The organism is Streptomyces sp. NBC_00386 (genome assembly GCF_036063235.1).
Classification (GTDB): domain Bacteria; phylum Actinomycetota; class Actinomycetes; order Streptomycetales; family Streptomycetaceae; genus Streptomyces.
On record NZ_CP107950.1, the window covers coordinates 8160781 to 8179892 of the forward strand.

Here is a 19112-nt window from a genome sequence, read left to right on the forward strand (position 1 = left end):
GGCAATGCGCAGATCGTGCCCGAAGAACGGACGGGTGGCCAGCCCTGGTGCCGTGGAACGGCGAGATCCTCGTCACGTCGCCCCTTGATCCACCTCGGGGTTTTAACTCACCTTTACTTTGCTCGTACCGTCACGCGTCGTACGACCAGGTACATCTCACACCCGAGGCAGTACCCGAACGCGGCATTGAGAAACGCCGCGCCGAGGGCGCACGCGGTTGCCGCCGAGCCCAGCCACGCGGGCCCCACGATCCAGCCGATCAGGCCCACCGCCGCGAAGGCGAGGCCGACCGCCTGCGCGAACCGTGGAGGCTCCGGCGACTCGAACTCTGTCGGCGGGCCGAGTCGCGGCCGCACGGCCTTCCTGAAGACCCAGCCGTACGGCGAGCGGGTCACACCGCCCGCGGCGCCCAGGGCGAAGGCGAGTGTCTGCCACGCCAGCAGCCAGACGCTCCCCGTGATCAGCGTGACCGCCAGCACGACGGTGGTGACCGCCGCGCCGAACCGCGGTCCTCTTGTGTCGATGTCCATGAATCAAGCATTCCGCACCCGGGGCGCCGGGTGACCCCGGGAATCTTTGCGGTCTCGTGAATGCTTGTGCAGGGGATGAACGGACTTGTGGTGTGCGTGGCGGTGCTCGCGGCGGCGAGCGTCTACGGAGTGCTGCACCGGTGGCGGAGCGGGAGGGTGCGGGTGAGCGGGCGCGACGGCGGAAAGCGGCTCGGCGCGGCGGAACTGGGTCAGACGCTAGGGGAACGGGCCACGCTCGTGCAGTTCTCCAGCGCCTTCTGTGCCCCCTGCCGGGCCACCCGGCGGGTGCTGGGCGAGGTGGCCGGCATGGTCCCCGGCGTGTCGCACGTGGAGATCGACGCCGAGGACCACCTGGACCTCGTACGCGATCTCGGCATCCTCAAGACACCCACCGTGCTCGTGCTCGACGCCGGCGGACGGATCGTGCGGCGGGCGACGGGGCAGCCGCGCAAGGCGGACGTCATCGCGGCGCTCGGCGAGGCCGTCTGACCGGCGGCGATCATGGTGAGCCATCTCCCACATGCCCGTACGCCCTTGACTGCGCCCGCCGCCTCTCGTCAGCCTGACCGTATGTCACCGCACAGCCTTCTTCCCGAGTTCGCCTGCATGGACCCGTCCCGCGCCGCGGGCGCGCGCGGTCCGGGCTGTTGACCGGTCAAGGACCGTCTCCCGCCCCCGGTTCCGCCCGAGCGGCGGGAACCTCACGTCGGCTATCGCAGAAGGACAGCTCCATGACGGCCATGCCCGGCCTCGGTACCCCACGGCCCGCCTCACCGGATCTGCTGCGCTCCGTGTTCCGGCGGCACGCGGCCGGTGTGGCCGTGATCACGGCCTCGGGTGCCCGCGGTCCCGTCGGTTTCACCGCCACCTCGCTCACCTCGGTCTCGGCCGAGCCCCCGGTCGTCTCGTTCGGCATCGGCACCGGCGCCTCCAGTTGGCCCGCGATATCCGAGGCCGGCCATGTCGGCGTGCATGTGCTCGGCGAACACCAGCGGGAGCTGGCCGCCACCTTCGCCCGCAGCGGCGCCGACCGGTTCGGCGCGCCCACCCGTTGGCGTAAGGGGCCCGAGGAAGTTCCCGTGCTCGACGACGTCCTCGCCTGGCTGGTGTGCCGTGTCGTGGCCCGGGTGCCGGCGGGCGACCACCGCATCGTCCTGGCGGAGGTCGTGCTGGGCGATCACTCGGGCGCGGGTGGCCCCCTCCTGTACCACCAGGGCCGGTTCAACGGCCTGCGCGACTGAACCCGCAGGCCGGGGCGGCGGCTTTGCTACTCGCCGGTTCTACTCGCTGGTTACACAGCGTTGCGAAGGTCACAGTCCAAAGCGCTTGCTTAGTGTGTGCCCAGTGGGTGTACTGGTGAGTAATATTTCGTTCGGAGCGCGGGCCGCCCCGACCGGGATCGGCCGCTTCAGGCGCCTATGCTGCCTGAAAGAAGGCAGCCCAGAAATGACGATGCAGTAGGAGAGCCGGCGTGAGCTTGAGGATCGTTGTCACTGTGAAGTACGTGCCCGACGCCACTGGCGACCGGCACTTCGCCGATGACCTGACCGTCGACCGTGACGACGTGGACGGCCTGCTGTCCGAGCTCGACGAGTACGCCGTCGAGCAGGCGCTGCAGATCGCCGATGACGCGGACGACGCGGAGATCACCGTGCTGACCGTCGGTCCCGAGGACGCGAAGGACGCGCTGCGCAAGGCGCTGTCCATGGGTGCCGACAAGGCCATCCACGTCGAGGACGACGACCTGCACGGCACCGACGCGGTGGGCACCTCGCTGGTGCTGGCCAAGGCGATCGAGAAGGCCGGCTTCGACCTGGTCATCTCGGGCATGGCGTCCACGGACGGCACCGCGGGCATCGTCCCGGCGCTGCTGGCCGAGCGCCTGGGTGTACCGCAGGTCACGCTGCTCTCCGAGGTCTCGGTCGAGGACGGCGTGGTCAAGGGCCGCCGTGACGGCGACACCGCCTCCGAGCAGCTGGAGGCTTCCCTGCCCGCGGTCGTGTCGGTGACCGACCAGTCGGGCGAGGCGCGTTACCCGTCCTTCAAGGGCATCATGGCCGCCAAGAAGAAGCCGGTTCAGTCCTGGGACCTGTCCGACCTGGAGATCGAGGCGGACGAGGTCGGTCTCGAGGGTGCCTGGACCAAGGTCGAGTCGGCCACCGAGCGTCCGGCGCGCACCGCCGGAACGATCGTCAAGGACGAGGGCGAGGGCGGCAAGCAGCTCGCCGAGTTCCTCGCGGGCCAGAAGTTCATCTAGTCGCCGCGGGTCCGGGGCGCGCCCCCGGACCGTCGCAGCGGCCAAGGCCCACCCCGCTCACCGCCCTCAGACTTCGCAATCCGCAGGAGCATTCCCATGGCTGAAGTTCTTGTCTACGTCGACCACGTGGACGGTGCCGTCCGCAAGCCCACCCTCGAACTGCTGACGCTGGCCCGCCGTATCGGCGAGCCCGTCGCCGTCGCGCTGGGTTCCGGCGCCGAGAACACCGCGGCCGTGCTCGCCGAGCACGGCGCGGTGAAGGTCCTCACGCACGATGCCGCCGAGTACGCCGACTACCTCGTCGTGCCGAAGGTGGACGCGCTCCAGGCCGCGTACGACGCCGTCTCCCCGGCCGCCGTGCTGGTGCCGTCCTCCGCCGAGGGCAAGGAGATCGCGGCCCGCCTCGCGGTCCGCATCGGCTCGGGCATCATCACCGACGCCACCGACCTGGAGGCCGGGGACGAGGGTCCGGTGGCCACGCAGTCCGCGTTCGCCGCCTCCTTCACCACCAAGTCCCGCATCTCCAAGGGCACCCCGGTCATCACGGTCAAGCCCAACAGCGCGGCAGTGGAGGCCGCCCCGGCCGCCGGTACGGTCGAGGCCCTGACGGTCACCTTCTCCGACAAGGCCACCGGCACCAAGGTCACCGCCCGCACGCCGCGCGCCTCGACCGGCCGCCCCGAGCTGACCGAGGCCGCGATCGTCGTCTCCGGCGGCCGTGGCGTCAATGGCGCCGAGAACTTCTCGGTCATCGAGAACCTCGCCGACTCGCTCGGTGCCGCCGTGGGTGCCTCGCGTGCCGCGGTCGACGCCGGCTGGTACCCGCACACCAACCAGGTGGGCCAGACCGGCAAGTCCGTCTCGCCGCAGCTCTACATCGCCTCCGGCATCTCCGGCGCCATCCAGCACCGCGCCGGCATGCAGACCTCGAAGACGATCGTGGCGATCAACAAGGACGCCGAGGCGCCGATCTTCGACCTGGTCGACTACGGAGTGGTCGGCGACCTCTTCGACGTCGTCCCCCAGCTCACCGAGGAGATCAACACCCGCAAGGGCTGATCCCCGCAGCGCTGAGAAAGGCCCCCGCGACCGCACCGGTCGCGGGGGCCTTCGCGCATCCGAGGAGCATCCCGCCACCGGCCCCCTTCATCCCAGGGTCAGCGAGGCCCGTACCGGCAGATGGTCGCTCGGGAACTGGCCGTGCAGCGAGAAGGTGTCGATCGACGCCCGGTGCACCTCGACGCCGGGGCCCGCGAGGATCCAGTCGATGCGGTCGCCGTCCGGCGTCAGCGGCGCGTAGCCGTGGAAGGTCGCGTAGAGCCTGCTCCGCGAGGCGGCCGTGTCCCAGGTGTCGGTGAGTCCGGCGCCCAGCAGGATGTCGTAGACCTCGTTCCGGTGCGCCGGCGCGTTGAAGTCGCCGGTCACCAGGCACGGCAGGGACGGGTCGAACCGCGCGATCCGCTCGGCGACGAGAGCGGCGGCCCGTGCCCGCGCGTACTGGCTCGCGTGGTCCAGGTGGGTGTTGAGGACGTGGAACTGCCGCCCGCCGTCCGCCAGGTCGCGGAAACGCACCCAGGTGGCGATGCGGGGGAGCGCGGCGCCCCAGGTGTTCGAGCCGATCACCCGGGGAGTGTCGGAGAGCCAGAACGTGTCGTGCTCCAGCGGGGCCAGACGCCGGGTGTCGTAGAAGAGCGCCACGGACTCGTCGCCGCTGCCGCCCTCCCTGCCGGTGCCGATCCACTCGTAGTGCGGCGCGAGGTCGGCCTCGATGTCGAGCAGTTGCTGGTAGAGGCCTTCCTGGGTGCCGATGACGTGAGGCCGCGTACGGCGCAGCAGCTCACGCATCACCGGACGGCGCACCGCCCAGCTGTTGGGCTCCACGGCGCTCGCGAAGCGCAGGTTGTAGGTCATGACGTCGAGACGGGGGCGGGGGCGGGGGCGTCGGGTGGCGGAGGCCCGCGCGGTGGTGAGCAAGGGCAGGGCGACAGCGGCGGCCACCGCGTTTCTGAGCCCCGCGCGTTGGGTCACTCTGCTGGAGTCGGGCACGTGTACTCCTTCGCTCGCGGGTCAGGATGGGGCGCGCACCACCAGAGGGGAAGAAGGAACCGGGGAAGTCTGCCCCGGGCGAGCGGGACTGGAGTGAACGCGGCAGGGCCATGGCGTGTCCCGCGGTCCACGAGGGTGTTGACCCGCGGGAAGCCCGCCGGATAACTTCATTCAACGGATTGTTGATTCCGTACTGCGGAAAACAGGAGGGTGCCGGATGGGCCACGGTCAGCAGGAGAAGGTGGCGACGAGCCTCCCGGGCGCCGTCACCGAAGCGGTCGGCGCCTCCCTCGCCCCCGTCGACGCCGAGCTGGAGCGCCGCTATCCAGGAGACCCCGGCACCCGCCAGCCCGTCCATACCGTGTACGTCCCCGGAGACGCGTTCGCCGCCGACACCGTCCGAGCCTGGGGCGACCGTGCCCTCGCCGCCCTCGACGAACACGCCCCCGACGCCGCGTCCTTCGCCGCCGTCCTCGGCCTCGCCGACGACCTCGCCGGGCCCGTCTACGACCGCGTACGCGCCAAGCTGGAGCGCGAACCCGTCGAGGACCTGCGCGTCGACTTCGAGGACGGCTACGGCCCGCGCCCGGACACCGAGGAGGACGCGACGGCGGCCCGCGCGGCCCGGCTGATCGCCGAGGCGTACGAGAAGGGCACCGCGGCCCCGTACATGGGCATCCGCATGAAATGCATGGAGGCGCCGGTCCGCGACCGGGGCATCCGCACCCTCGACATCTTCCTGACGGGCCTGATGGACGCGGGCGGCCTGCCCGAGGGTCTCGTCCTCACTCTGCCCAAGGTGACGTACGCGCGGCAGGTCACCGCGATGGTCAGGCTCCTGGAGGAGTTCGAGAAGGCGCGCGGCCTGGCACCCGGCCGGATCGGCTTCGAGATCCAGATCGAGACCAGCCAGTCCATCCTCGCCACGGACGGCACGGCCACCGTCGCCCGCATGATCCAGGCCGCCGAGGGCCGCGCCACCGGACTGCACTACGGCACCTTCGACTACAGCGCCTGCCTCGGCGTCTCCGCCGCCTACCAGTCGAGCGACCACCCGGCCGCCGACCACGCCAAGGCGATCATGCAGGTCGCGGCCGCCGGCACCGGCGTACGCCTCTCGGACGGCTCCACCAACGTCCTGCCCGTCGGCCCCACCGAGAAGGTCCACGACGCCTGGCGCCTGCACTACGGCCTCACCCGCCGCGCCCTGGCCCGCGCCTACTACCAGGGCTGGGACATGCACCCCGCCCACATCCCGACCCGCTACGCGGCCGTCTTCGCCTTCTACCGCGAGGGCTTCGAACAGGCCGCCGCCCGCCTCTCCCGCTACGCCGGCCACGCCTCCGGCGACGTCATGGACGAACCCGCCACGGCCAAGGCCCTCAGCGGCTACCTCCTCCGCGGCCTGGACTGCGGCGCCTTGACCTCGACGGAGGTGACCCGCGAGTCGGGCCTGACCCGACACGAACTGGAGGGGTTCGCCAGGCCGCGGCGGGGGGATCTGACAGCGTCGGGCCAGTAACGACACGTCCTCCTGGCCGGTGACTCGTCCCGCCGTTGTGGTCCCGGGAAACGCGCGTGGGGGCCTCAGGCACTCCCTGGACCCGAGCCGGGCGGGGCTCCCGTTCGGGCCCGGGGAGTGCCGCTCAACGCGCCGGCGGCAGTTCCCCCGAGCCGCGGGTGATCAGGCGGGTCGGGAGTTCGATGCGTTCCGGGGCGATGAGGCTGCCGTCGAGCTGACGGAACAGGCGTTCGGCGGCGGTGCGGCCCAGGGCGGCGGCGTCCTGGGCGACGACGGTGACCCCGGGCTCCAGGAGGTCGGCGAGCTCGATGTCGTCGAAACCGACGAGGGCGACGGGGCGGCCGCGCTCGGCGATGACCCGGACGACGGTCACGGTGACCCGGTTGTTGCCCGCGAAGACCGCGGTGACGGGGGAGGGGCCGGACAGCATGTCCTCGGCCGCCTTGCGCACGCGCTGCGGATCGGTGACGCCGAGAGACATCCAGTCGCCCTCGACCGGTATCCCGGCGTCCTCCATCGCGGCCCGGTAACCGCGCAGCCGCTCGGCGGCGGTGTGGATGCGGGGCATGTCACCGATGAAGCCGATCCGGCGGTGGCCGTGGGCGATCAGGTGGGCGACACCGTCCCGGGCGCCGCCGAAGCTGTCCGACAGGACGACGTCGGCGTCGATCCGCCCGGCCGGGCGGTCCACGAAGACCGTGGCCACGCCCGCCTTTATCTCCGGCTCCAGATAGCGGTGGTCGTCGCCGGCCGGGATCACGACCAGCCCGTCCACACGGCGCGCGCACAGCGCGAGGACCAGTTCCTGCTCCCGGTCCGGGTCCTCCGCGCTGGAACCGTTGATCAGCAGGGCTCCGTGCGCCCGGGCCACCTCCTCGACCGCGCGGCTCAGCGGCCCGTAGAACGGGTCCGCGAGGTCCTCCAGGACCAGCCCGATGCTCGCGGTACGGCCCTTGCGCAGCACCCGGGCGCTGTCGTTGCGGCGGAAGCCCAGCGCCTCGATGGCCTCCTGGACGCGCCGCTCCGTGTCCGGGGTGACCCCGGGCTCGCTGTTGACCACGCGGGAGACCGTCTTGAGGCCGACTCCGGCACGCGCCGCCACGTCCTTCATGGTCGGACGGTTTCCGTAGCGGTTCTCGGATCGGCGGGTGGTCTCGGCCACGATGTGCTGTCCTGTCCTGTCGTCCACGGGGATGCGTAGGTCCATGGGGTTGTATGAGGATGTGGCGTCGAGCATAGAGCCTGGACAACGTTGTCAGATGCGGGAGACACTGTCCACCGCAATCTCCGGCCTGCGTCTTCCCCAGGGCGCACGGTCCCCGTGGTCCGTCGGCGCACCCCGCGCGGCGTACGACGGGGCCCGATCCTGAACCTTTCCCGGCCGGAGACCCCGGACCCGCGGCGCGGCGGGCCCGTCACGACACCCCATGGGAGACCTGAAACTGATGCACACCGACCTCGTGGCCGCGCTCGACATCGGCGGCACCAAGATCGCCGGAGCGCTGGTGGACGGCCACGGCCGGATTCTCCTGCGCGCGCAGCGCCCGACGCCGGCCAAGGAGGACGGCGACACCGTGATGCGCGCCGTCGAGGACGTCATCGGTGAGCTCACGGTCTCCCCGCTGTGGAGCAGGGTCGGAGCCCTGGGCATCGGCAGTGCCGGGCCGGTGGACGCCTCCGCGGGCACGGTGAGCCCGGTGAACGTCCCCGGCTGGCGGGGCTACCCGCTGGTCGAGCGGGCCTCCGAGGCCGCGGGCGGGCTGCCCGTCGAGCTGATCGGCGACGGTGTGGCGATCACCGCGGCCGAACACTGGCAGGGTGCCGCCCGGGGTCACGACAACGCGCTGTGCATGGTGGTGTCCACCGGCGTGGGCGGCGGGCTCGTCCTGAACGGGCAGCTGCACGCGGGCCCCACCGGAAACGCGGGCCACATCGGGCACATCAGTGTCGACCTGGACGGCGATCTGTGCCCCTGCGGCTCCCGGGGCTGCGTCGAGCGCATCGCCAGCGGCCCGAACATCGCCCGCCGTGCGCTGGAGGAGGGCTGGCAGCCCGGTCCCGACGGCGACACCTCGGCCGCGGCGGTCGCCGAAGCGGCCCGCGCCGGTGACCCGGTCGCCGTGGCCTCCTTCGAGCGGGCCGCGCAGGCTCTCGCGGCGGGCATCGCGGCGACCGCGACCCTGGTGGAGATCGACATCGCAGTGATCGGCGGGGGAGTGGGCAAGGCGGGCGACGTGCTCCTCGCACCGCTGCGCCGGGCACTGGCCGACTACGCGACGCTGTCCTTCGTCCGGCGGCTGACCGTGACGCCCGCGCTGATGGGCACCGACGCCGGGCTGGTCGGCGCGGCCGCGGCGGCACTCACCCGCAGGTCGCGCTCGGCTGCGGCCCGCGTCTGATCCGGTGGCGTCGGGCCTGTCACACGTCTGATGCGGTGGCCTTGAGCTCGTCACGCGTGTGGTGCGGTGGCCTCGGGCCTGTCACGCGTGCGGGTGGTGCGGTGGCCTCGGACTGGGCACGCGTCTGATCCGGTGGGGTGGGACGTGAGGGCTCGGGCGTGACCTGGTGGTGTCGGGTTGGGCCCGGGTCTGACCTGGTGGCGCCCGGGCATGGTCCGCGGGGAGGTGTCCGGATGAACGTGACCGGTGCACCGTGACTCCGTCCGGCCTTCGTAGTTGAACCGGGCATGAAGAAGCGCAGCATGCTCGCCATCGCCTCCCTCGCCACCGGGTTCGTCGTCGCGGCGATCACCCCGTCCCACGCCCTGAGCGGGGACACCCTGAGCGATCTGAACGCCAACGACACGCTCAGCTCGGTCGATCACACCGTCGGTACCGACAGCCTGGCGGTCGACGAGGGCGCCCTCGGCGGCCAGAACGGCTGAAGGACCGCCGCGTCACGCCGGTGTCCCCGCGGGGGCACCGGCGTCGCCTTGCCGACGCCCTCATCAGCGGCTGGTTTCCGTGGCAGGGTGGAGCGGGCAAGCCTCAGGGGTCCAGCAGAAGAGGGGGAATCGTGATCGTCTGGATCAACGGTGCGTTCGGTGCGGGGAAGACCACCACCGCACGGGAACTGATCGAGCTGATCCCGAACAGCACGCTCTTCGACCCCGAGGTCATCGGGGGCACACTCACGCAGCTGCTCCCGGCCAAGCACCTCGCCGAGGTCGGCGACTACCAGGACCTGCCGGTCTGGCGCCGGCTCGTGGTCGACACCGCGGCCGCCCTGCTCGCCGAGCTCGGCGGCGTTCTCGTCGTCCCCATGACCCTGCTGCGCCAGGAGTACCGCGACGAGATCTTCGGCGGGCTCGCCGCGCGCCGGATTCCCGTACGCCATGTGCTTCTCGCCCCGGCGGAAACGATCCTGCGGGAGCGAATAGCCGGGCGGGAGGTGCCCCCGGACCTGCCCGACGGCGAGATGCGCGTGCGCCAGTGGTCCTACGACCACATCGAGCCCTACCGGGCCGCGCTCCCCTGGCTGACGGCCGACGCCCACCCCGTCGACACCAGCACGCTCACCCCGTACGACACCGCCCTGCGCGTCGCCGAGGCCGTACGCACCGGGGAGGCACCCGTGTGCGACATCGTGCAGACTCCCGAACCCACCGCCGAGACGGTCGCCGCCGGGGTGCTCCTCTTCGACGAGAACGACCGGGTCCTGCTCGTCGACCCCACCTACAAGGCGGGATGGGAGTTCCCCGGCGGGGTCGTCGAGGCCGGGGAGGCCCCCGCCCGCGCGGGCATGCGCGAGGTCACCGAGGAGACCGGCATCACCCTCGACGAGGTGCCCACGCTGCTCGTCGTCGACTGGGAATCGCCCGCACCGCCCGGCTACGGCGGTCTGCGGCTCCTCTTCGACGGCGGACACCTCGACGAACAGGCCGTCCGGGGGCTCCTGCTGCCGGGACCGGAACTCCGCGGCTGGCGCTTCGTCACCGAGCAGGAGGCGGCCGACCTGCTGCCGCCCGTGCGCTACGAACGGCTCCGCTGGGCTCTGCGGGCCCGTGAGCGCGGCGCGGCGCTGTACCTGGAGGCCGGAGTGCCGCTCGGCTGACACCGGGCCCGTACCGCCGGTGCGACGGCTTCCCGCACCGGCGCTTTCGTACTGCGGCTTTTATCGGCGTGACCCCATCGGCCCCATCGACGGACGCCGAGCCGACTTCCGCCGAGGTGACCCATGGGTCCTTCGAGGGATTCCTCGGGGTGAACGACCGGACATGGCCAGGGCCCTCGCGCGCTGACGAGGGCCCTGGCCGCGTCCGGGGACGATCAGCTCGCCGCGTAGTTCCGCAGGAACAGCGCCTCGGCGACCGACAGACGCTCCAGCTCGTCCGGCGAGACGCTCTCGTTCACCGCGTGGATCTGCGCCTTCGGCTCGCTCAGGCCGATGAGCAGGATCTCCGTCTCCGGGTACAGCGAGGCCAGCGTGTTGCACAGCGGGATCGAGCCGCCCATGCCCGCCGACTGCATTTTCTGGCCCGGGTAGGCGACCGCCATGGCCTCGGCCATCGACGCGTACGCGGGGCTGGACGTGTCGGCGCGGAACGCCTGGCCCTGTCCGATCCGCTCGGTGCTCACCCGCGCGCCCCACGGCGTGTGCGCCTCGATGTGCGCCTCCAGCAGCTTCGTCGCCTCGACCGCGTCCACGCCCGGCGGCACCCGCAGGCTGATCAGCGCACGGGCACCCGCCTGCACCGACGGCGTCGCGCCGACGACCGGCGGGCAGTCGATCCCGAGCACCGTGACGGCCGGACGCGCCCAGACCCGGTCGGCGACCGTGCCGGAGCCGATGAGCTCCACCCCGTCGAGCACCTTGGCGTCCTCACGGAACGCCTGTTCCTCGTACTGAAGCCCGTCCCACGCGGCCTCGCCCGCCAGGCCGTCCACGGTCGTCGAACCGTCCTTCGCCCGCAGCGAGTCCAGGACGCGGATCAGCGCCGCCAGAGCGTCGGGCGCCGCACCCCCGAACTGGCCCGAGTGCAGGTTCCCCTCGAGGGTGTCCACCTGCACCCGTACGAGGGTCATGCCGCGCAGGGTCGCGGTGACCGTCGGCAGGCCCGCCCGGAAGTTGCCGGCGTCGCCGATGACGATGGTGTCGGCGGTCAGCAGCTCCGGGTGCTCCTCGGCGTACCGCTCCAGACCACCGGTGCCCTGCTCCTCCGAACCCTCGGCGATGACCTTGACGTGCACCGGAACGCCGCCGTTCGCCTTCAGGGCACGCAGCGCCAGCAGATGCATGACGACACCGCCCTTGCAGTCGGCGCTGCCCCGTCCGTACCAGCGGCCGTCGCGCTCCACCAGCTCGAACGGAGGCGTCGTCCAGGCCGCTTCGTCCAGTGGCGGCTGCACGTCGTAGTGCGCGTACAGCAGGACCGTCTTCGCGCCCTCGGGGCCCGGCAGGTAGCCGTACACCGACTGTGTGCCGTCCGGGGTGTCGAGCAGTGCCACGTCCTGGAAGCCCTCGGAGCGCAGCGCGTCGGCGATCCAGTTCGCGGCGCCCTCGCTCTCGCTCCTCGGATACTGGTCGAAGTCCGCCACCGATTTGAAAGCCACCAGCTCGGTGAGTTCCGCCTTCGCCCGGGGCATGAGCGAGGCGACGGTCTCGGCGACCGGATTCGACGACATGGGCACGCTCCTTGTAGGTGCGACGTTGTACTTCTGTGTACAGATGATCGAGTGATGCGGACTGGTGTACAGGACGCATCCGTTGCAGATCCTCCCACAGCGGCCTGCGGTGACGCCCGCCGTAGGATGCGGGGGACAGGTGCGGCAACGGCTGGACTGGGAGCAGTAGACCAACGTGAGCAGCGAGAACTCTTCGGCGGACGACGAGCGGCGTACGGCGGACGACGAACAGCGGGTGTGGGACGTCGTGGTCGTCGGTGGAGGACCGGCGGGTGCCTCGGCCGCCTACGCGGCAGCGGTCGCGGGACGCAGCGTCCTGCTGCTGGAGAAAGCCGAACTGCCCCGCTACAAAACATGCGGCGGCGGCATCATCGGCCCTTCGCGCGACGCACTGCCCCCCGGCTTCGAGCTGCCGTTCAGGGACCGGGTGCACGCGGTCACCTTCTCGATGGACGGCCGGTTCGCCCGTACCAGGCGGTCCCGGCACATGCTGTTCGGGCTGATCAACCGTCCGGAGTTCGACCAGCAACTCGTCGAGTTCGCGCAGAAGGCGGGCGCCGAGCTGCGTACGGGTGCCACGGTCTCGCGCGTCGAGCAGCACGGTTCGGCGGTGCCGGACCGGCGCACCGTGGCCGTGGTCCTTCAGGGCGGCGAGACCGTCCTGGCGCGGGCGGTGGTGGGTGCCGACGGCAGTGCCAGCCGGATAGGAGCGCACGTCGGCGTGAAGCTCGACCAGGTCGATCTCGGCCTGGAGGCCGAGATCCCGGTGCCGGAGACGGTCGCCGAGGACTGGCGGGGGCGCGTCCTGATCGACTGGGGCCCCATGCCCGGGAGTTACGGATGGGTCTTCCCCAAGGGGGACACGCTCACCGTCGGCGTGATCTCCGCGCGCGGTGAAGGTGCCGCGACCAAGAGGTATTTGGAGGACTTCATCGCCCGGCTCGGCCTGGCCGGCTTCGAACCGTCCATCTCCTCGGGCCACTTGACGCGGTGCCGCGCCGACGACTCACCGCTGTCGCGGGGCCGGGTGCTCGTCTGCGGCGACGCGGCGGGACTGCTCGAACCCTGGACCCGTGAGGGCATCTCGTTCGCGCTGCGCTCCGGGCGGCTCGCGGGCGAGTGGGCGGTACGGATCGCCGAGTCGCACGACGCCGTGGACGCACGGCGGCAGGCACTGAACTACGCCTTCGCGATCAAGGCGGGGCTCGGCGTCGAGATGAGCGTCGGCAAGCGCCTGCTCGGCGCCTTCGAGCGCCGCCCCGGCATGTTCCACGCGGGACTCACCGGCCTGCGCCCGGTGTGGAAGGCCTTCACCGGGATCACCCGCGGCTCCACCACGCTCGGGGAGATCATCCGGACCCATCCGACGGTCGGGCGGGCCCTGACAGCCCTCGACCGCCGGCCCCAGGTGGCTGAAGGAGCCGAGGACTAGTGCCGCGGCAGGCAACGTTTGCCTGTCAAGGAGCGGCGTCATGGGGGCCCCTGCTCGAGCGAAGCCGAGAGCTTGGGGGAGCGTGCCGGGAGTCGCGACAGGGCGAACGTTGCCTGTCGCGGCACTAGCGCAAGGACCTGTCCGACGATTCCCGTCGTCGCCCGAAGGGCGTCGCGAACCCGAAGGCCGTCGCGAAGCGGACGGGAATCGTCGGACAGGCCCTGGGGGCGTGACCGGTGTCAGCTCGTGACCGTGATCCGGAAGACCGGGTGGTCGGGAGCGATGCGCCGCAGCTCCTCGTCCGACGAGTCGGGGCCGACGCCGCCGAAGAAGACACCGACCTCGGCCTTCCAGCGCTTGAGGTAGGCGCGCAGCAGCGACACCTTGTCGTCGTCGGTCACCTCCACGGCGGTGAAGGCGTCGACCTTCTTGCCGAGGCGCAGCTCGCCTCCGCCGGCCGCCCGCATGTTGTGCGTCCACTGGACATGACCGCGGGGTGCGACGAGGTACTGCTCACCGTCCACGATGAGCAGATTGACCGGGGTCGTCCGCCACTCGCCGCTCTTGCGGCCCCGGACGGCCAGGACGCGTGAGCCCCAGACGCTGAGTCCGCGCCTGGTGATCCAGACCACGGCACGGTTGAAGACGTTGACGGTGAACCAGCCGGGCTTCTGGACGTGTGTGGACACGGTTACCTCTCGGGGCGTGTGTTGAGAGCGCCGATCTGTTTTGTGAGCACCGCTCTCGCTTGAGAAGAGTCTGCATCGGATCGATGATCCAATGCAAGAGCAGTGCTCTCGTTTTTGTTCGCCGCTCTCGTTTGTTGCTGCCGATCATGAAGTGGAGCATCGATCCACTTTCGGATCGCTGCTCTCGTTTGTGTGCACTGCTCTGAAAGCATGGGACACTGCACCGTATGAGTACCGCGCGAGGGGCACGTGCCCGAGCCAGGATCGAGGTCACGGCGGCCATCAAGGACGAGGCGCGCAGACAGCTCGCCGCGGAGGGTGCCGCCAAACTCTCCCTGCGGGCCGTCGCCCGCGAGCTGGGGATGGTCTCCTCCGCGCTCTACCGGTACTTCCCCAGCCGGGACGACCTGTTGACCGCGCTCATCATCGACGCGTACGACTCCCTGGGCGAGGCGGCCGAGTCGGCGCACGCCGAGGTGGCCGCCGTCGGCCCCCGGGAGCGCTGGATCGCCGTGTGCACGGCGGCGCGACGCTGGGCGCTGGAGCATCCGCACGAGTACGCGCTCATCTACGGTTCGCCCGTCCCCGGGTACGTCGCACCGCAGGAGACCGTTCCGTCCGCCTCCCGGGTCGGCCTGCTCCTGATCGGAGTCGTCCGGGACGCGTACCGGGGCAAGGGTGTGGCCCGTGCACCGTTGCCTGTCGGACTGAAGGCCGAGGCACAGCGGATGGCCGCCGATCTCGCGCCCGATCTGCCGGCCGAGGTGGTGGTGGCGCTGGTGGCCTCGTGGGCGCAGCTCTACGGGCTGATCGGGTTCGAACTGTTCGGCCAGTTCAACCGGGTCGTGGAGGACCGCGAGCCGTTCTTCCGGCACGCCGTGGGACGGCTCGCGCACGAGGTGGGGCTGGTGTACCCGGAGCCGGGCGAGACCGCCGCCGGGTCGCCTTCGACGTAGAGGGGACCTCCTTCGACGTCGCCAGGGCCGCCATGGGTGCTGGCCGGGCCGCCCTCGACGGAGACCGGTCGACCTCGGTGTGGCCCGGGTCGTCGCCTTCGGCGTAGAGCAAGCCGCCCTCGGTGCAGGCCGGGCCTCGACGGCGTCGTACTCCGTGGGGAGTACGGGTGATCACCTCGCCCGGCGGACGCCGCCGCCGCGGTCGGCCGTCTAGCGTGACGGCCATGGAAGAGCAGCACACACCCGCGGCACCGGCGTGGGGCGGTCCGTCGCGATGGTGGCACGGGCCGCACGGGCGGGACCGCTGGGACGACGAGGGACGCCGCGCGCGATGGCCGTGGCGTTCCACGCTGCTGCTGACCGCCTTCGTGCTCATCGGCTCCAACTTCGCGGCCCACGCCCAGCACGGCGACCGGCTCGCGCTGGACGCCTTCTCCCGGGCGCTCCTTCTGGTGGGCTCCGGCCTGCTGCTCTGGCGGCAGCGCCACCCCGTGTTCGTCGTGTTCGGGACAGCCGCGGTGGCCCTGGTCTATGTGGCCGCGGGATATCCCTACGGGCCGGTCTTCCTTCCCGTCGCGGTGGGCTGCTTCAGTGCCGTGGTCGCCGGACACCGCAGAGCGGCCTGGACGGCGCTCGGCCTGCTGTGGGCGGGGCACCTCCTGGTCGCCCACTGGCTGTACCGCCGGCTGCCCCCGACGGGCGACCACCCGCCGTCCTGGATGCAGGAGATCGGCATCGCCACCTGGGCCGTGGCGGTGGTGGCACTGTCGGAACTGGTGCGCGTGCGCCGTGAGCAGTGGAGCCGTGAGCGGGCCGAGCGCGCGCAGGCCGCCCGGCGGCGCGCGGACGAGGAACGGCTGCGGATCGCCCGCGAACTGCACGACGTGCTGGCGCACAGCATCTCGGTGATCAACGTCCAGGCGGGCGTCGGCCTCGCGCTCCTCGACTCCGACCCCGAACAGGCGCGCACGGCGCTCACCACCATCAAGGCGGCCAGCAAGGAGGCGCTCGGAGAGGTCCGGCAAGTGCTCGACACACTGAGGACACCCGGGGAGGCACCGCGCGCGCCCGCTCCCGGGCTCGACCGGCTTCCCGAACTGGTCGAGCAGGCGGCGAGCGCCGGTCTCACGGTCGAGATCGAGGGTGAGGTCCCGGCACCGGCGCCCGGCACCGACCTCGCCGCGTTCCGCATCGTCCAGGAAGCGCTCACCAACGTCGTACGGCATTCGGGGTCGCGCCGGGCACGGGTGCGGTTCGATCACGAGCGGGGTGTGCTGCGGCTGCGGATCGACGACGACGGTCCGGCCACCGGCGCGGACGCGGGCGGAAGCGGAAACGGGCTCGCGGGCATGCGCGAGCGGGCGGCCGCGCTGGGTGGCACGATCGAGGCCGGTCCGCGTGACGACGGAGGGTTCCGGGTGCTGGCCGTACTGCCGTGGAAGGCCAAGGAGGAGAACCGGTGATCCGCGTACTGCTCGCCGACGATCAGTCATTGGTCAGAGCCGGTTTCAAGGCGCTGCTCGACGCGCAGCCGGACATCGAGGTGGCCGGGGAGGCCGCCGACGGCGAGGCGGCGGTGCGCGCGGTGCGTGAACTGCGCCCGGACGTCGTCCTGATGGACATCCGGATGCCCGTGCTGGACGGCCTCGCCGCCACGCGCCGGATCACCGGCGACGCGGCTCTCGGGGACGTGAAGGTGGTCATGCTCACCACCTTCGAGCTGGACGAGTACGTCTTCGAGGCCATCCGATCCGGTGCTTCCGGCTTCCTGGTCAAGGACACCGAGCCCGATGAACTGCTGCGCGCGGTAAGGGCGGTGGTCGAGGGCGACGCCCTGCTCTCGCCCGGGGTGACGCGCCGGCTGATCTCCGAGTTCGCGGCGCGCTCGAAGGAGCCCGAGTCGGCCGCGACCCTGGCCGAACTCACGGAGCGGGAAAGGGAGGTGATGGCGCTGGTCGGCATCGGGCTCTCGAACGACGAGATCGCCCGCCGCCTGGTCGTCAGCCCGCTCACGGCCAAGACCCATGTCAGCCGGACGATGGTGAAACTCGGGGCACGTGACCGAGCCCAACTGGTGGTGCTCGCCTATGAGTCGGGGCTGGTGCGGCCCGGCTGGCTGGGCTGAGGAGCGGCGGCCTCCTGGTGGAACCGGAACAGCACGGTGGCGACCCGCAGCGCGAAGAGGGCGGTGGCCAGGGTGCCGCCCGCGGTCATGAGCGCGTGCACCGCGCCGGACGACAGGTCCAGGAAGAGGGCGGGCCCGGTGACCACCCCGAAGGCGACCGCCGCGACGAACACCGCGCTGGCCAGGGCGTATCCGATCTCGACGGTGACGGCGTCGCGCTGCGCCTGGGTGCGCCGCGCGCGCGTTGCTCTTGTACTGCCACCGTAACTGCCGCGGTGTCCACCGTTGTTGCTCATGGACCGAGTCAACAGCCATGTGCCCGGCGGGGCAAGGACCCCGCCGGGCGCGCGTCGGAGGTGTTCACCGATCGTGGACGCCGACCCGCTCCGCCCCCGGCTCCCCCACCGTCCGGCCGGAGCGAACGGACCGGCTGGACAGAGCCGTCGGGTCGGACGGGCCGACCTGGTCGGTCTGTTCGGACCGGGCGACGACGACGGACTCCCGCGGCCGCCGGGCGCGCAGGCCGGGCAGTGTGATCAGCAGTCCCGCCAGGGCGATGCCGGTCACCACCATCAGGCCGGTCCGGTAGCTGTCGAGGACGTCCTGGGGCGAGGACCCCTCGGAGGAGTTCGCGGTGACGACGGCTGTCACGACCGCGAGGAAGATCGCGCCGCCGACCTGCACGGAGGTGTTGAGCAGGCCCGAGACCATGCCCTGCTCGTGGTCGTCGACGCCGTTGGTCGCCTGGATGTTGAGGGACGGGAAGACGAGGGCGCACGCGGCGCCGATCAGCAGCATGGTCGGCAGGATGAGTGTCGCGTAGACCGGGTCGAGGTCGACGCGCAGGAAGAGCGCGTACCCGGTGACCATCAGGGCGAAGCCCGCCGCGATGAGCCGCGGTGTGCCGAACCGGTCGACGACGGCCCCGACCTTGGTCGAGGACAGCGCCACCAGCGCGCCGGCCGGCAGGAAGGCGAGCGCGGTGTGCAGGGCCGACCAGCCGAGCAGCGACTGCATGTACAGCGTGACCAGGAACTGGAAGCCGACGTACGAGCCGAAGAACGCCATCGCGCCGAGCTGGGCCCGGATCTGGCTGCCGGAGCGCAGCACGCCGAGCCGGATCAGCGGACTCGGGCTGCGTCGCTCGATGGCGGTGAAGACGCTGAGCAGCACGGCGACGGCGAGGAAGGACAGCAGGGTCCGGGCCGATCCCCAGCCGGCTTGGGGCGCCTGGACGACGGTGAAGACGAGCAGGAGCATCGAGGTGGTACCGACGACGGCGCCGGGGATGTCGTAACCACCGTGGTTCCTCTCGCGCTCGCTGCGCGGGATGAGCTTCAGGCCCGCGAACAGGGCGACGACGGCGATGGGCGCGGGCAGCAGCATGGTCAGCCGCCAGCTCGCCTCGGTGAGCAGACCGGACAGGACCAGGCCCATGGAGAATCCGGTGGCCGCACAGGTGGTGTAGATCGAGAGCGCGCGATTGCGCAGCGGACCTTCGGCGAACGTCGTGGTGATGATCGACAGGCCCGCGGGTGCGGTGAACGCGGCACTCAGACCCTTGATGAAGCGGCTGGCGATCAGCAGCGGGCCCGAGTCGACGAGTCCGCCGAGCACCGAGGCGAGCGCGAACACCGCGAGGGCCACCAGGAAGACCTGGCGGCGGCCCAGCAGGTCGGCGGCGCGTCCGCCGAGGAGCAGCAGCCCGCCGTAGCCCAGGATGTAGCCGCTGACGACCCATTGGAGGGTCGAGGTGGAGAGGTCGAGTTCGGAGCCGATGGACGGCAGTGCCACGCCGACCATCGACACGTCCAGCGCGTCCAGGAACATCGCGGCGCAGAGCACGAGCAAGGTGCCCCACAGCCGGGGGGTCCAGCGTCCCGGCACGGGGTGGGTGAGCGGAGAGGTCATACCGCCGACAGTACATGCGC

General features: G+C 71.4%; 19 protein-coding genes. 12 read left to right on the top strand and 7 right to left on the bottom strand.

What is annotated here, in order from left to right:
* Positions 1-113 precede the first annotated feature (113 nt).
* A complete protein-coding gene (locus OG780_RS35965) occupies positions 114-530 on the bottom strand; it encodes a DUF4395 domain-containing protein (RefSeq protein ID WP_328455267.1) in 417 nt (138 codons plus the stop codon).
* Positions 531-605: 75 nt separating this feature from the next.
* On the opposite strand from OG780_RS35965, the gene OG780_RS35970 reads away from it, so the two are divergent.
* The 4 genes from OG780_RS35970 (at position 606) to OG780_RS35985 (ending at position 3846) form a co-directional block, all read left to right on the top strand.
* Positions 606-1019, top strand: a complete 414-nt coding sequence (locus OG780_RS35970; protein ID WP_328455269.1) for a TlpA family protein disulfide reductase — start codon at positions 606-608, stop codon at positions 1017-1019.
* Between the two features lie 242 nt (positions 1020-1261).
* A complete protein-coding gene (locus OG780_RS35975) occupies positions 1262-1771 on the top strand; it encodes a flavin reductase family protein (protein ID WP_328455271.1) in 510 nt (169 codons plus the stop codon).
* A 230-nt stretch (positions 1772-2001) separates the two neighbouring features.
* Positions 2002-2787, top strand: coding sequence for an electron transfer flavoprotein subunit beta/FixA family protein (locus OG780_RS35980; protein WP_328455273.1), 786 nt, complete (start codon positions 2002-2004; stop codon positions 2785-2787).
* Positions 2788-2883: 96 nt separating this feature from the next.
* Positions 2884-3846, top strand: coding sequence for an electron transfer flavoprotein subunit alpha/FixB family protein (locus tag OG780_RS35985; protein ID WP_328455275.1), 963 nt, complete (start codon positions 2884-2886; stop codon positions 3844-3846).
* Positions 3847-3933: 87 nt separating this feature from the next.
* On the opposite strand, the gene OG780_RS35990 is transcribed toward OG780_RS35985, so the two are convergent.
* Entirely contained in the window at positions 3934-4833 is a 900-nt protein-coding gene (locus OG780_RS35990; RefSeq protein WP_328455277.1) for an endonuclease/exonuclease/phosphatase family protein, read from the bottom strand.
* Between the two features lie 217 nt (positions 4834-5050).
* On the opposite strand from OG780_RS35990, the gene OG780_RS35995 reads away from it, so the two are divergent.
* Positions 5051-6355, top strand: a complete 1305-nt coding sequence (locus OG780_RS35995; protein WP_328455279.1) for a DUF6986 family protein — start codon at positions 5051-5053, stop codon at positions 6353-6355.
* 124 nt (positions 6356-6479) lie between these two features.
* On the opposite strand, the gene OG780_RS36000 is transcribed toward OG780_RS35995, so the two are convergent.
* The gene (locus OG780_RS36000; protein ID WP_328455281.1) at positions 6480-7562 is read right to left on the bottom strand and encodes a LacI family DNA-binding transcriptional regulator; all 1083 of its coding nucleotides are present in this window, start codon (positions 7560-7562) and stop codon (positions 6480-6482) included.
* A gap of 238 nt (positions 7563-7800) precedes the next feature.
* Between OG780_RS36000 and OG780_RS36005 the strand changes: the two genes are divergently transcribed.
* The 3 genes from OG780_RS36005 (at position 7801) to OG780_RS36015 (ending at position 10408) form a co-directional block, all read left to right on the top strand.
* Entirely contained in the window at positions 7801-8754 is a 954-nt protein-coding gene (locus OG780_RS36005) for an ROK family protein (RefSeq protein ID WP_328458621.1), read from the top strand.
* Between the two features lie 287 nt (positions 8755-9041).
* Positions 9042-9239, top strand: a complete 198-nt coding sequence (locus OG780_RS36010; RefSeq protein ID WP_328455283.1) for a hypothetical protein — start codon at positions 9042-9044, stop codon at positions 9237-9239.
* 128 nt (positions 9240-9367) lie between these two features.
* Entirely contained in the window at positions 9368-10408 is a 1041-nt protein-coding gene (locus OG780_RS36015) for an NUDIX hydrolase (protein ID WP_328458622.1), read from the top strand.
* A gap of 215 nt (positions 10409-10623) precedes the next feature.
* Here the strand turns inward: OG780_RS36015 and OG780_RS36020 are convergent, their stop codons facing one another.
* Positions 10624-11979, bottom strand: coding sequence for a dipeptidase (locus OG780_RS36020; protein ID WP_328455285.1), 1356 nt, complete (start codon positions 11977-11979; stop codon positions 10624-10626).
* A gap of 175 nt (positions 11980-12154) precedes the next feature.
* Between OG780_RS36020 and OG780_RS36025 the strand changes: the two genes are divergently transcribed.
* Complete coding sequence (locus OG780_RS36025) at positions 12155-13411, top strand: geranylgeranyl reductase family protein (protein WP_328455287.1); 1257 nt, start codon at positions 12155-12157, stop codon at positions 13409-13411.
* Positions 13412-13650: 239 nt separating this feature from the next.
* On the opposite strand, the gene OG780_RS36030 is transcribed toward OG780_RS36025, so the two are convergent.
* Positions 13651-14100 (bottom strand): nitroreductase family deazaflavin-dependent oxidoreductase, encoded by a 450-nt coding sequence (locus tag OG780_RS36030; RefSeq protein ID WP_328455289.1) that lies wholly within the window; start codon positions 14098-14100, stop codon positions 13651-13653.
* Between the two features lie 227 nt (positions 14101-14327).
* On the opposite strand from OG780_RS36030, the gene OG780_RS36035 reads away from it, so the two are divergent.
* The 3 genes from OG780_RS36035 to OG780_RS36045 all read left to right on the top strand — a co-directional run bounded on the left by OG780_RS36035 (position 14328) and on the right by OG780_RS36045 (position 17181).
* Complete coding sequence (locus OG780_RS36035) at positions 14328-15056, top strand: TetR/AcrR family transcriptional regulator (protein WP_328455291.1); 729 nt, start codon at positions 14328-14330, stop codon at positions 15054-15056.
* 224 nt (positions 15057-15280) lie between these two features.
* On the top strand, positions 15281-16519 hold the full coding sequence (locus OG780_RS36040) for a sensor histidine kinase (protein ID WP_328455293.1): 1239 nt from the start codon (positions 15281-15283) through the stop codon (positions 16517-16519).
* Positions 16516-17181 carry a response regulator transcription factor gene (locus OG780_RS36045; protein ID WP_328455295.1) on the top strand — a complete coding sequence of 222 codons (666 nt, stop codon included), beginning with the start codon at positions 16516-16518 and terminating at the stop codon, positions 17179-17181. The genes OG780_RS36040 and OG780_RS36045 overlap by 4 nt, the downstream gene beginning before the upstream one ends.
* Here the strand turns inward: OG780_RS36045 and OG780_RS36050 are convergent.
* On the bottom strand, positions 17142-17477 hold the full coding sequence (locus tag OG780_RS36050; RefSeq protein ID WP_328455297.1) for a DUF6332 family protein: 336 nt from the start codon (positions 17475-17477) through the stop codon (positions 17142-17144). The genes OG780_RS36045 and OG780_RS36050 overlap by 40 nt on opposite strands.
* 64 nt (positions 17478-17541) lie before the next feature.
* Positions 17542-19092, bottom strand: a complete 1551-nt coding sequence (locus OG780_RS36055) for an MFS transporter (protein WP_328455299.1) — start codon at positions 19090-19092, stop codon at positions 17542-17544.
* Positions 19093-19112: the final 20 nt, after the last annotated feature.

What these genes read in the sequence shown, in the direction of transcription:
- OG780_RS35965 (WP_328455267.1), bottom strand. Translation starts at nt 530, where the DNA reads ATGGACATCGACACAAGAGGACCGCGGTTCGGCGCGGCGGTCACCACC.
- OG780_RS35970 (WP_328455269.1), top strand. Translation starts at nt 606, where the DNA reads ATGAACGGACTTGTGGTGTGCGTGGCGGTGCTCGCGGCGGCGAGCGTC.
- OG780_RS35975 (WP_328455271.1), top strand. Translation starts at nt 1,262, where the DNA reads ATGACGGCCATGCCCGGCCTCGGTACCCCACGGCCCGCCTCACCGGAT.
- OG780_RS35985 (WP_328455275.1), top strand. Translation starts at nt 2,884, where the DNA reads ATGGCTGAAGTTCTTGTCTACGTCGACCACGTGGACGGTGCCGTCCGC.
- OG780_RS35995 (WP_328455279.1), top strand. Translation starts at nt 5,051, where the DNA reads ATGGGCCACGGTCAGCAGGAGAAGGTGGCGACGAGCCTCCCGGGCGCC.
- OG780_RS36000 (WP_328455281.1), bottom strand. Translation starts at nt 7,562, where the DNA reads ATGGACCTACGCATCCCCGTGGACGACAGGACAGGACAGCACATCGTG.
- OG780_RS36005 (WP_328458621.1), top strand. Translation starts at nt 7,801, where the DNA reads ATGCACACCGACCTCGTGGCCGCGCTCGACATCGGCGGCACCAAGATC.
- OG780_RS36010 (WP_328455283.1), top strand. Translation starts at nt 9,042, where the DNA reads ATGAAGAAGCGCAGCATGCTCGCCATCGCCTCCCTCGCCACCGGGTTC.
- OG780_RS36020 (WP_328455285.1), bottom strand. Translation starts at nt 11,979, where the DNA reads ATGTCGTCGAATCCGGTCGCCGAGACCGTCGCCTCGCTCATGCCCCGG.
- OG780_RS36035 (WP_328455291.1), top strand. Translation starts at nt 14,328, where the DNA reads ATGAGTACCGCGCGAGGGGCACGTGCCCGAGCCAGGATCGAGGTCACG.
- OG780_RS36040 (WP_328455293.1), top strand. Translation starts at nt 15,281, where the DNA reads ATGGAAGAGCAGCACACACCCGCGGCACCGGCGTGGGGCGGTCCGTCG.
- OG780_RS36050 (WP_328455297.1), bottom strand. Translation starts at nt 17,477, where the DNA reads ATGAGCAACAACGGTGGACACCGCGGCAGTTACGGTGGCAGTACAAGA.
- OG780_RS36055 (WP_328455299.1), bottom strand. Translation starts at nt 19,092, where the DNA reads ATGACCTCTCCGCTCACCCACCCCGTGCCGGGACGCTGGACCCCCCGG.